The organism is Agrobacterium sp. lyk4-40-TYG-31, assembly GCF_030209855.1.
GTDB classification, from domain to species: Bacteria; Pseudomonadota; Alphaproteobacteria; order Rhizobiales; family Rhizobiaceae; genus Agrobacterium; species Agrobacterium vaccinii.
The window spans coordinates 170,011-181,764 of record NZ_JARVRE010000008.1; the positions used below are offsets into that span (position 1 = coordinate 170,011).

The 11,754-nt window shown below is 57.9% G+C and carries 13 protein-coding genes; 8 read left to right on the forward strand and 5 right to left on the reverse strand.

All coding sequences use genetic code 11. From position 1 onward, the window contains the following. Positions 1-12: 12 nt before the first annotated feature. The 3 genes from lpdA to lipA all read left to right on the forward strand — a co-directional run bounded on the left by lpdA (position 13) and on the right by lipA (position 2,788). Positions 13-1,458, forward strand: coding sequence for a dihydrolipoyl dehydrogenase (gene lpdA / locus QRN55_RS16595; protein WP_112499938.1), 1,446 nt, complete (start codon positions 13-15; stop codon positions 1,456-1,458). A gap of 79 nt (positions 1,459-1,537) precedes the next feature. Beyond that, positions 1,538-1,786 carry a GlsB/YeaQ/YmgE family stress response membrane protein gene (locus QRN55_RS16600; RefSeq protein ID WP_042619429.1) on the forward strand — a complete coding sequence of 83 codons (249 nt, stop codon included), beginning with the start codon at positions 1,538-1,540 and terminating at the stop codon, positions 1,784-1,786. Between the two features lie 30 nt (positions 1,787-1,816). After that, positions 1,817-2,788, forward strand: coding sequence for a lipoyl synthase (gene lipA, locus QRN55_RS16605; protein WP_077121025.1), 972 nt, complete (start codon positions 1,817-1,819; stop codon positions 2,786-2,788). A 250-nt stretch (positions 2,789-3,038) separates the two neighbouring features. Here lipA and QRN55_RS16610 read toward each other — a convergent pair whose 3' ends face one another. The 3 genes from QRN55_RS16610 to QRN55_RS16620 all read right to left on the reverse strand — a co-directional run bounded on the left by QRN55_RS16610 (position 3,039) and on the right by QRN55_RS16620 (position 5,056). Then, positions 3,039-3,971, reverse strand: coding sequence for a DMT family transporter (locus QRN55_RS16610; protein WP_284777527.1), 933 nt, complete (start codon positions 3,969-3,971; stop codon positions 3,039-3,041). A gap of 62 nt (positions 3,972-4,033) precedes the next feature. Continuing rightward, entirely contained in the window at positions 4,034-4,774 is a 741-nt protein-coding gene (locus QRN55_RS16615) for an AraC family transcriptional regulator (RefSeq protein ID WP_284777528.1), read from the reverse strand. A 99-nt stretch (positions 4,775-4,873) separates the two neighbouring features. Continuing rightward, positions 4,874-5,056, reverse strand: a complete 183-nt coding sequence (locus QRN55_RS16620) for a hypothetical protein (protein ID WP_111838309.1) — start codon at positions 5,054-5,056, stop codon at positions 4,874-4,876. A 137-nt stretch (positions 5,057-5,193) separates the two neighbouring features. On the opposite strand from QRN55_RS16620, the gene QRN55_RS16625 reads away from it, so the two are divergent. Then, on the forward strand, positions 5,194-5,763 hold the full coding sequence (locus QRN55_RS16625) for a P-loop NTPase family protein (protein ID WP_284777529.1): 570 nt from the start codon (positions 5,194-5,196) through the stop codon (positions 5,761-5,763). Positions 5,764-5,772: 9 nt separating this feature from the next. Beyond that, positions 5,773-6,222 carry a type II toxin-antitoxin system RatA family toxin gene (locus tag QRN55_RS16630; protein ID WP_284777530.1) on the forward strand — a complete coding sequence of 150 codons (450 nt, stop codon included), beginning with the start codon at positions 5,773-5,775 and terminating at the stop codon, positions 6,220-6,222. Here the strand turns inward: QRN55_RS16630 and QRN55_RS16635 are convergent. Both QRN55_RS16635 and QRN55_RS16640 read right to left on the reverse strand, forming a co-directional pair. Then, complete coding sequence (locus QRN55_RS16635) at positions 6,210-6,713, reverse strand: CinA family protein (protein ID WP_284777531.1); 504 nt, start codon at positions 6,711-6,713, stop codon at positions 6,210-6,212. The genes QRN55_RS16630 and QRN55_RS16635 overlap by 13 nt on opposite strands. Next, positions 6,710-7,897 (reverse strand): bifunctional 2-C-methyl-D-erythritol 4-phosphate cytidylyltransferase/2-C-methyl-D-erythritol 2,4-cyclodiphosphate synthase, encoded by a 1,188-nt coding sequence (locus QRN55_RS16640; RefSeq protein WP_284777532.1) that lies wholly within the window; start codon positions 7,895-7,897, stop codon positions 6,710-6,712. The genes QRN55_RS16635 and QRN55_RS16640 overlap by 4 nt, the downstream gene beginning before the upstream one ends. A 241-nt stretch (positions 7,898-8,138) precedes the next feature. On the opposite strand from QRN55_RS16640, the gene dusB reads away from it, so the two are divergent. Genes dusB through ntrC form a run of 3 tightly spaced genes read left to right on the forward strand, consistent with a single transcriptional unit; the run spans position 8,139 to position 11,748 of the window. After that, positions 8,139-9,155 carry a tRNA dihydrouridine synthase DusB gene (gene dusB, locus QRN55_RS16645; RefSeq protein ID WP_284777533.1) on the forward strand — a complete coding sequence of 339 codons (1,017 nt, stop codon included), beginning with the start codon at positions 8,139-8,141 and terminating at the stop codon, positions 9,153-9,155. After that, positions 9,152-10,300, forward strand: a complete 1,149-nt coding sequence (locus QRN55_RS16650; protein WP_284777534.1) for a two-component system sensor histidine kinase NtrB — start codon at positions 9,152-9,154, stop codon at positions 10,298-10,300. The genes dusB and QRN55_RS16650 overlap by 4 nt, the downstream gene beginning before the upstream one ends. After that, entirely contained in the window at positions 10,297-11,748 is a 1,452-nt protein-coding gene (gene ntrC / locus QRN55_RS16655) for a nitrogen regulation protein NR(I) (protein ID WP_111838314.1), read from the forward strand. The genes QRN55_RS16650 and ntrC overlap by 4 nt, the downstream gene beginning before the upstream one ends. Positions 11,749-11,754: the final 6 nt, after the last annotated feature.

Below are 11,754 nucleotides of genomic sequence, written 5' to 3' on the forward strand. Positions count from 1 at the left end.
CAGGAAACAGACATGGCTCAGTCTTATGACGTCATCATTATCGGTTCGGGTCCGGGCGGTTACGTCACGGCCATCCGCGCTGCGCAATTGGGCCTCAAGACGGCGATTGTCGAGCGCGAGCATCTGGGCGGCATCTGCCTGAATTGGGGCTGCATTCCCACCAAGGCGCTGCTTCGCTCTGCCGAAGTTCTGGATAATTCCAACCATGCCAAGAATTACGGCCTAAAGCTGGAAGGCACGATTACCGCCGACGTCAAGGAAGTCGTCGCCCGTTCGCGTGGCGTGTCTGCGCGCCTCAATGGCGGCGTGGCGTATCTCATGAAGAAGAACAAGATCGACGTCATCTGGGGCGAGGCAAAGTTGACCAAGGCGAACGAGATTGTCGTTGGCAAGATTTCCAAGCCTATCGTCCAGCCGCAGAACCCTGTTCCGAAGGGCGTTCTCGGCGAGGGCACCTATACCGCCAAGCACATCATCGTCGCCACGGGCGCCCGTCCACGCGCATTGCCCGGCATCGAGCCGGATGGAAAGCTGATCTGGACCTATTTCGAAGCGATGAAGCCGGATTTCATGCCGAAATCCATCGTCGTCATGGGCTCCGGTGCCATCGGCATCGAGTTCGCTTCGTTCTACCGCTCCATGGGCGTGGATGTGACCGTGGTGGAACTGATGGCCAATGTCATGCCGGTGGAAGACGCTGAGATTTCGGCCTTTGCCCGCAAGCAGCTTGAAAAGCGCGGCCTGAAGATTATCACCGAAGCCAAGGTCTCCAAGGTCGAGAAGGGTTCCGACTCGATTACGGCGCATGTGGAAACCAAGGATGGCAAGGTGCAGAAGATCACGGCTGATCGCCTGATTTCGGCTGTTGGTGTACAAGGCAACATCGAGAACCTTGGTCTGGAAGCGCTCGGCGTCAAGACGGATCGCGGCTGCGTGGTCATCGACGGTTACGGCAAGACCAATGTTCCCGGTCTTTATGCCATCGGCGACGTTGCTGGCCCACCGATGCTGGCTCACAAGGCCGAGCATGAGGGTGTGATCTGCATCGAAAAGATTGCTGGTCTGCCGAATGTTCACGCCATGGACAAGCTGAAAATCCCTGGCTGCACCTATTGCAACCCGCAGGTCGCGTCGGTCGGTCTGACGGAAGCCAAGGCGAAGGAGCAGGGCCGCGAAATCCGTGTCGGTCGTTATTCCTTCGCAGCCAACGGCAAGGCGATTGCACTGGGTGAGGATCAGGGCATGGTCAAGACCATCTTCGACAAGAAGACCGGCGAGTTGATCGGCGCGCATATGGTTGGCGCGGAAGTGACCGAACTCATTCAGGGCTTCGTCGTTGCCATGAACCTGGAGACGACGGAAGAAGAACTGATGCACACGATCTTCCCGCATCCGACGCTGTCGGAAATGATGAAGGAAAGCGTGCTGGACGCCTATGGACGTGTGCTGAACGCATAACTACCAGGCGATACCCGGCATTGCCTTGGCAAACCGGGTATACCATATGTCGTTGAAGGATGGTTGACGGGAGCTCGAAATGGAAAGTGTAGGGTGGATAGCAGCCATCATCATCGGCGGTCTGGCCGGTTGGCTGGCAGGCAAGCTCATGGATATGCGTTTCGGCATTTTCATGAATATCGTGCTGGGCATTGTCGGTTCGGTCGTGGCGGTTGCCGTGCTGCGTACATTTGACGTGTTTGTGCAGGACAGCAGGCTCGGCTATTTCGTCACATCTTTCTTGGGCGCAAGCCTTCTGTTATTCCTCGCCAAGCTGGTCAGGCGTTAAACCGTTCAAAACGGTAGAAGCAGGTTTATAATGGTCACTATTCTCGACAGGACAGCGTTGGACGAAAAGCGCATCCGCCACCCGGAAAAGGCGCATCGTCCCGACACCGAAGTCATGCGTAAGCCGGAATGGATTCGCGTGAAAGCGCCGACGTCCAAGGGCTATCACGAGACGCGTGAGCTGGTGCGCTCTCACAAGCTGGTGACGGTGTGTGAGGAAGCTGGCTGTCCGAATATCGGCGAATGCTGGGAAAAGAAGCACGCGACCTTCATGATCATGGGTGAAATCTGCACCCGCGCCTGCGCCTTCTGCAACGTCTCGACCGGCAAGCCGAATGCGCTGGATATGTTTGAGCCAGAAAACGTTGCCAAGGCCGTCAAGCAGATGGGCCTCTCCCACGTCGTCATCACATCTGTTGACCGTGACGATCTGGCCGACGGTGGTGCGGAGCATTTCGAGAAGGTGATTTGGGCGATCCGCGCATCTTCGCCGAACACGACCATCGAAATCCTGACACCGGACTTCCTGAAGAAGCCTGGTGCGTTGGAACGTGTGGTGGCCGCCAAGCCCGATGTGTTCAACCACAATATGGAAACAGTGCCTGGCAACTATCTCACGGTTCGTCCCGGCGCGCGTTACTTCCACTCCGTGCGGCTGTTGCAGCGCGTGAAGGAACTGGACCCCACCATGTTCACAAAGTCAGGCATCATGGTCGGCCTGGGTGAAGAGCGCAACGAAGTGCTTCAGCTTATGGACGATCTGCGCACCGCAGACGTGGATTTCCTGACCATTGGCCAGTACCTCCAGCCAACCCGCAAGCACCACAAGGTCGAAGCCTATGTGACGCCGGAAGAGTTCAAGTCCTATGAGACGATTGCCTATACAAAGGGCTTCCTGATGGTGTCTTCCAGCCCACTGACACGCTCGTCGCACCATGCGGGCGATGACTTTGAGCGGCTGCGGGCGAACCGTGAGCGGAAGTTGTTGGCTGCGGCTGAGTGAGGCAACAGTGGCCCCAAGGTGCATGCTAGCAGCCTTTTAGGTGAAGGGGCTTCGGCGCAACGCAGCAACCCTCATCCTGAGGTGCCCCAAAGGGGCCTCGAAGGACGTGGGTTGCGGGCCGCATGGTTGAGTTCTTGGTCGGGATGCTTCGAGGCTTAGGCCTGCGGCCAAAGCACCTCAGCATGAAGAAGGAATATGCCACGCGCTCAGCAGAAGTAATTGCTGACAACTAGCTGGTACTCTCGCCACATCACCCATGCACCTTCGCCGGTCGATGCGCCTGCATGCACAGCAACACACTCACCACAACGGACACAATCGCCGCGCTCTCGATCAGCGTCGGCCCGCGCTGTTCCCATATGAAGCCATAGAGCAACGCAAACAGCGTCTCGAACAGAATCATCTGCCCCACCATCGTCAGCGGAAGCAGGCGGCTCATACGGTTCCACAGTGCGTTGCCGAAGATGGACGCGGAGATGCCCAGGCCGATGGCGACGGCGGTGAATTGCAGCCAGTCCGAACCGCTGTGGACATCTGCGCTGAAGCCGAAGGCAGGGATGGCGAGGGTCAAGGCCAGTCCACCGGTAACCACGCCGGTCATCAGATTCCATTCGTCGGCGCTGACATCATGCAGGCGCGTCAGCCACCGGGCATTGCCGACAGCGAAGGCCGTCCAGGATGCCAGCGCGCCGAGAGCGCAGGCGAGACCGATGATCTTGGTAAGATCGAAACCACCTTGCCCCTCTGAGAGGGACTGCCAGGATATCCCGAAGATGCCGATTGCTCCGAAAAGAAGCGACGGCCATAGGCGTTTCAGGGATACTGCTCCGTGATCGCGACTTCCGATGATGGTGACGGCTACGGGCAGAAAGCCGATGATGATCGAGGTGAAGGCCACGCCGCTGAGCTGCACCGCGGTCGAGATGAAGACGTAATAGACGATGTTGCCGATGAGGCTCAGCCACCCCAACGCGATCCATTCCGCCTTGCCGAAACGCGACGCGACACGACGGATTTTCGGGGCGATCAGGATCAAGGCTATGACGCCGTAGGTCAGGTATCGCGCGGTCGAAAGCTGCAAGGGCGTGAAGCCATCAGGGATCAGCTTGGGAGCCAGAAATATTCCACCCCAGAGCGCACCCGCCAGCATGCCAAAAAATACGCCGAGACCAGTCTTGTTCATGCCATGCCCATTCGTTGCCAGGCGTTATCTGCCACGGCGTTGAGGGGCTGTCTTGACATAAACTACTGCGGCTGCGCCGAAAATTCGCGACGATAGGCGGCGGGCGTGGTGCCCATCGCTTTCTTCATGGCGCGGGTGAGGGCGGTTTGATCGGCAAAACCGGCCCTGTCGGCAATTTCGGCAATCGGCAGCGACGAGTTCGCCAAAAGTTCGCGAATTTTCGTCATGCGGATATCGGCCAGCCAGAGATGCGGCGTTTCATCGAACTGCTCACGGAAGACGGCGTGCAAACGGCTGACGCTGATATCCGCTTGGTCTGCCATGCGCTCCAGGCTCCACGGCATGAAGGGGTCGATTTCCACGAGCGCCTTCAGCACTGAGAGCCGATATTTGAGATCGGGGCTTTCGTCCGAAAGGCTCGCAATCAGGATCGGCGCCCATGCTAGAGCAGCCCTTGCATCCCCTTCGCCCTTTTGCAGCATGTTGTGCATGTACTGCGTCAGCTTGGTCGTTCGCAGACTGAGATCGATAAAGGGCTTTGAGGAAAATTTGTCGAGCATATCGGCGCCCACCGCCTGCTCGTCCATGTCTACCACCAGCGAACGGTTGGACACTGTACTGGTCTGGGTGTGGGACGTGTTCTTGTGAACCAGCACACCTCGAGAGGGCGACAATCTTTCCTGCTGCCCACAGACATCGATCTCCAACTGTCCGGCAACGGGCAGAACGATCTGCACAAAGGCATGGCGTTCGCTAGGGGTCTCGCCGCGATAGGAGCGCATATCGACAGATACGGTTTGCATTCTATCCTTATCCGGTTCCCCAAAACGAAAGATGGCCGCGTCGCGGCCACTCATTATCTTGACGATCTCATGTCGGATGGCAAGCCGCCAGCCAGTGTCTCAGACTTCGGCTTCCTGCTTGATCGTCGATTCGCCACGCTTGCGCTTGCGTAGAACCGGCTTGTTTTCCCGTGCTTCGCATTTTGCGACGTCGATGAGATAGGCAAGCATCGGCATGCTGTTCATCGAAGCAAGCTGTTTCGCGGATTCTAGTAAGTTGATAATGTTGGAAAAATCATCCATCGTGTCGCTCGCAAGGCATTTTAGCCTGGTTGTTGGGCTGCATCCCATGGGTGCAACTCTCTTGCACCTAAATAGCAACCCGCCCAGTATGGTTGCAATAGTCAATTTTCATAAACTGCTATGCAAAGGTGAAGTGGATGGCAGTCGTCAATGACATCGAACACGCGGCCTCTCTGGCATCGAAAGCAGCCCGGATTATGGTGGTTGGCTGCTCTGGTGGCGGCAAGACCACAATCTCACGCGGGCTATCTGACCATCTAGGGCTCGAGTATTTCTCGATAGACCGCGACGTGCGGTGGCTGGATGGCTGGTCACAGCGTGAGAGCGGGGCGCAACGACGCATCTTGCAAGAGATCGTCACCCGCGACCGCTGGCTGCTCGACGGTTCCAACCCATCGACATTTCAGCTTCGATTGCCCCGAACCGACGTGGTGATCTGGATGCGCATTCCACGCCTGACGTGTCTGATGGGGGTAGCAAAGCGGGTGGCTGCCAATTACGGCACAGTGCGGCCCGATATGGCTGACGGGTGCCAGGAGCCTTTGCCCAATCGGGAGTTTTTGAGCTACATCTGGCATTTCGAGAAGCGCCATGCGCCAGTCTTTATCAGGAATTTCGAACTTTACGGTCCGCATGTGCCGATATTTCAGGTGAAATCCAGAGCGCAGGCCCGCCAGCTTCTTGATCTTGTTCGCGCCGCGCATTAATTGCCGCTTATGCCGCAATTTGAAACCCGCCGCCCTGTCAAACACTCTCCCGAACGGATGTATGCTCTCGTCGCCGATGTGGAGAAGTATCCCGAATTCCTGCCGCTCTGCGAAGGTCTAACCGTTCGTTCCAGAAAGGACCGGGATGGAAAGACGTTGCTGGTGGCGGATATGACCGTTGGGTACAAGGCATTTCGCGAGACGTTTACGACGCAGGTTCTGCTGAAGCCGGACGAGAATGCCATCGATGTGAAATATCTGGATGGCCCATTCAAATATCTCGATAACCGCTGGCGTTTTGAGCCGACAGAAAATGGCGGCTGCTCGGTGTATTTCTTTATCGATTACGAGTTCAAAAGCCGCATTCTGGGTGCCGTCATGGGCTCCATGTTCGACCGTGCCTTCCGCATGTTTGCCGAAGCCTTCGAGACGCGGGCAGACAAGATTTATGTGGACTGAGTAAGCGCCAGCACCATTTCCAGCGCGGTTCTGACTGTCGCCAACCTCACATCGGTGCGGCCAATATCGCCATACCGCATTTCGCGGTGAATGAACTGGCCGTCACGTCGCTTTGCAACGAGATGCACGAGACCGACCGGCTTTGCGTCCGAGCCACCACCTGGGCCCGCGATGCCCGTGACCGCGACGGAAAGTTCGGCGCGGGAGCGAAACAGCGCACCATGGGCCATCTGCAACGCGGTTTCGCGCGAGACTGCGCCGAATGAGTTCAGCGTGACGGCGCTGACGCCCAGCATCTGCATCTTGGCTTCATTGGTGTAGGTCACGAAGCCACGGTCTACGACCGCCGACGAACCCGGAATATCGGTCAGGGCGCCGGCGATCAGTCCGCCGGTGCAGCTTTCCGCTGTCGACAGCATCTGTCCCTGCGCGCCAAAATCCTTGACGACTGTTTGCGCAAGGCCCTCGATATCGGCAGGAAAGAGACTCATGGCTGATGCCCGCGATAAACCACCGTCGCCGTTGCGATGGCGGCGATGCCCTCGCGGCGACCGACAAAGCCGATCGTCTCGTTGGTCGTTGCCTTGACCGAGCATCGGTCGAGCGAAATACCGAGAATATCGGCGAGATTTTTCCGCATGGCCTGACGGTGCGGCCCAACCCGGGGGGCCTCGGCGATGAGCGAAACGTCGGCATTCATGATGGTGCCACCCGCGTCCCGCACCACTTTCGCGGCATGTTTCAAAAATATGCTGGAGGCGGCGCCTTTCCATTGCATGTCGGATGGCGGGAAGTGATCGCCAATATCGCCTGCGCCACAGGTGGCAAGCAGGGCGTCCGTCAAGGCGTGAAGGGCGACATCGGCATCCGAATGACCCATCAGTTTCTGATCATGCGGAATGAAAATGCCGCAGAGCGTAACGCCGTCGCCGTCGCCTAGCTGGTGAACATCGTAACCATTGCCGGTGCGCACGTCTGGCAGGGTGGCGGAAAGCTTCTCATCGGCCATTGCAATATCTCGTTTCAAAGTCAGCTTCACGTTTTCGACAAGCCCATCCACCAGCTTAACCGGAATTCCGGCCCACTCGGCGATGGCGGCGTCATCGGTGAAATCATTACGGTCGGCAGCGGCGGCATTGCGGTGCGCGGACAAAATTGCCGGGTAATCGAAGGATTGTGGCGTCTGGGCGGCATAAAGCTGCTCTCTCGACACCGTATCGGTGACAAAACCTGCGGCTCCGCGCTTCAGAGTATCGGCAACCGGCACTGCGGGCAGCACGGCTTTTTCTCCGGCAGAAAGCGTATCGGCAATCCGTTGCAGCACATCCGCGTCGATGAAGGGCCTGACGGCATCATGGACCATGATGTGGGTCACGCCGCTCTGTGACAGCGCCTCAAGACCTGCCAGCACGGACTGCTGACGCGTCTGGCCGCCAATGACGCTGTTAATACGGTCGTTCGCATTCAGACGTGTTCGGACAGCGTCAAACAGCGCCACATCATCTGCGTGGATGACCACGACGACCGGGGCTGTCTCATGCCATGCCATAAAACGCTCAAGCGTATGCTGTATGACGGATTTGCCGCCGATCAGCCGATATTGCTTGGGGCCTTCCTCTGGCGCACCAGCGCGTTCTCCCCGCCCGGCTGCGACAACGACGATTCCGATTTTCATAGTCGATTCCTGCATTGAACCTATGCCGTTTGTGCATCTCTTCAAAGGTTTACAGAGCTGCTGTAGCGTTTTAGAACCCCGTTTGCCAGCGAGAGCACAGAGAATCCTCCCAAACCATGTGCCGCTTTTCTAATCTTTTGTGCATCGAATATAAAAATTCATCAAAACATATGGATATGCGCGTGAAAGTGCTTGGCAAGACCATAAAGGCTGTCTAAAAATAATGCATATTTTAAACTGCATGAAAGATCACCATTTGCCGCTTCCGCTTTTGTCAGACCCTTTCAACATCGGACCCGTTACCGTTCGTAACCGCGCGGTACTGGCACCTATGTCTGGCGTTACGGATCTGCCGTTTCGGCGGCTGGCATGGCGGTATGGCGCAGGCCTCGTGGTGACCGAAATGGTCGCGAGCCGTGAACTGGTTGCCAATCGCGGCGAGTCCTGGGCGCGGCTGAGGAATGCAGGCATGGTGCCGCACATGGTGCAGCTTGCCGGCCGCGAAGCCTACTGGATGGCAGAAGCGGCGAAGATTTCGGCGGATAACGGCGCTGGTATCATCGACATCAATATGGGTTGCCCCGCGAAAAAGGTGACCGGCGGTTATTCCGGTTCCGCGCTGATGCGCGAGCCCGACCACGCTCTGAGCCTGATCTTGGCCACTGTTAAGGCCGTCGACGTGCCGGTGACTTTGAAAATGCGTCTTGGCTGGGACGACCAGTCCATCAACGCGCCTGAAATCGCGGCGCGTGCGCAAGCCGCAGGCGTTCAGCTCATCACCATTCACGGCCGCACACGCATGCAGTTTTATGAGGGGCGTGCGGACTGGGATGCGATCAAGGCCGTGCGGGACGTGATTTCCGTGCCGCTGATTGCCAATGGCGATGTCGAAACACCTGATGATGCTGTGGAGATTTTACGTCGGTCTGGCGCAGACGCTGTCATGGTGGGGCGAGGGGCGCAGGGTCAACCGTGGCTGCCTGCGGTTCTGGCCGGTCATGCGCCGCCGGAGGCCGCCGAGATCGCCGATATCGCTGTCGAGCATTACGAATTGATGCTGGAATTCTACGGCATCGAAGCCGGGCTTCGCCATGCGCGCAAACATCTTGGATGGTATCTGGACCGTTTTGCCGCTGGCATGAAGACAGATGACAAGGTTGACATCATGACATCGAAAAACACGGGGCAGGTGACCGCGCTGCTGCGCTCGGCGCTGCAACAAGGCGCGGAACTGTCCGCCGCGAGGAAGGCCGCATGAGCGCCGACAAAGCAACGCCAGGTGCCAACAATACGCTAGCCATGGCTGTTCTCAACGCCGTGCAGAACCCGGTCATTCTGGTGGATGGCGAAGGTTTCGTAGCCTTTGCGAACTGGGAGGCTGAGGCTTTTTTCGGTGCCAGCGCCACGCATCTCGCCCGCTATCGCATTTCCACCTTCATTCCGTTCGGAAGTCCGCTTCTGGCCTTGATCGATCAGGTGCGTGAACGTCGTGCGCCGGTCAACGAATACCGTGTCGATCTGTCGTCGCCGCGTTTGGGGCAGGACAAGCTGGTTGACCTCTATGTCGCGCCTGTGGTCAGCGAGCCGGGCTCGGTCGTCGTGGTGTTTCAGGAACGCTCGATGGCCGACAAGATCGACCGTCAGTTGACACATCGTGCCGCTGCCCGTTCTGTCACGGGCCTTGCTTCCATGTTGGCGCATGAAATCAAGAACCCGCTTTCGGGTATTCGTGGCGCGGCACAGCTGCTGGAAACCTCGGTTCCTGACGAAGACCGGGCGCTGACACGTTTGATCTGCGATGAAACAGACCGCATCGTGTCACTGGTGGATCGTATGGAGATATTCTCCGACGAGCGCCCCGTAGACCGTATGCCGATCAATATCCACTCGGTGCTGGACCACGTGAAAGCAGTGGCGAAAGCCGGTTTTGCCCGCAACATCAAGATCAGCGAGAATTACGATCCTTCGCTGCCTGCTGTTTACGCCAACCGTGATCAGCTGGTGCAGGTTTTCCTCAATCTGGTCAAGAATGCCGCCGAGGCCGTGGGTAACCAACCGGATGGCGAGGTCGTTCTCACGACTGCCTACCGCCCGGGCATTCGCCTATCGGTGGCGGGCACACGCGAGCGCATCTCGTTGCCACTAGAGTTTTGCGTGGTCGATAACGGCCCCGGCGTGCCCTCGGATTTGCTGCCGCATCTCTTCGACCCCTTCATTACCACCAAGACCAATGGTTCCGGTCTTGGGCTTGCACTCGTCGCCAAACTCATCGGTGCCCATGGCGGCATCGTGGAGTGCGATAGCCAGAACCATCGCACGACTTTCCGCGTATTGATGCCCGTTTCCCCCGAATTGGCGGCGGACGACAGCATTTTGCCGAACCCGACAGGACTTAATCGATGACAGCAACGATTCTCGTGGCCGATGACGACGCGGCTATCCGTACGGTCCTCAACCAGGCACTTAGCCGTGCGGGGTACGACGTGCGGATAACATCCAACGCTGCGACCCTGTGGCGCTGGGTTTCTGCGGGGGAAGGCGACCTTGTCGTCACCGACGTGGTGATGCCGGATGAAAACGCATTCGACCTTCTGCCGCGCATCAAAAAAGCGCGCCCTGATTTGCCGGTGCTGGTCATGAGCGCGCAAAACACGTTCATGACGGCTATCAAGGCCTCTGAAAAAGGTGCCTATGACTATCTGCCCAAGCCCTTCGATCTGACAGAGCTCATCGCCATCATCGGTCGCGCTCTGTCCGAGCCCAAGCGTAAGCCTGCCAAGCTTGATGACGATATGCAGGACGGCATGCCGTTGGTCGGTCGTTCTGCTGCCATGCAAGAAATCTACCGCGTGCTGGCCCGGTTGATGCAGACCGATCTGACTCTGATGATCACAGGTGAATCCGGCACCGGCAAGGAACTGGTCGCCCGCGCTCTTCACGACTACGGCAAGCGCCGCAACGGGCCATTCGTCGCCATCAACATGGCCGCCATTCCGCGTGACCTGATCGAATCCGAACTCTTCGGCCATGAGAAAGGTGCCTTTACCGGAGCACAGAACCGTTCTACGGGCCGGTTCGAGCAGGCCGAGGGCGGTACGCTGTTTCTGGATGAAATCGGCGACATGCCGATGGATGCGCAGACGCGGCTTTTGCGGGTGCTTCAGCAGGGCGAATACACGACCGTCGGCGGGCGCACGCCGATCCGCACCGATGTTCGCATCGTGGCTGCGACAAACAAGGATTTGAAGACCTCGATCAATCAGGGTCTGTTCCGCGAGGACCTTTATTATCGCCTCAACGTCGTGCCATTGCGCCTGCCGCCTCTGCGTGATCGCGCCGAGGATATTCCAGACCTCGTTCGTCACTTCATCCAGACGGGTGAAAAAGAGGGGCTGGAAGGCAAACGTTTCGAGACCGAGGCGCTGGAGCTTATGAAGGCCTATGCGTGGCCAGGCAACGTGCGGGAGTTGGAGAACCTCATTCGCCGCCTGATGGCGCTTTATCCACAGGAAGTCATCACCCGCGAAATCATCGAGCAGGAACTTCAGTCGGATGTTCCCGATAGCCCGATTGACCGCACCGCAACCCGCAATGGCTCGCTGACGATTTCGCAGGCCGTGGAAGAAAACATGCGAGATTACTTCTCCAGTTTTGGCGAAAATCTGCCGCCAGCAGGGCTTTATGATCGCGTTCTGCGCGAAATGGAGTATCCGCTGATTCTCGCAGCGCTGACGGCAACACGTGGCAACCAGATCAAAGCCGCCGATCTTCTTGGACTGAACCGCAATACGTTGCGCAAAAAGATTCGCGAGCTTGGCGTATCTGTGTATCGCAGTTCGCGAACCGCCTGACACGGT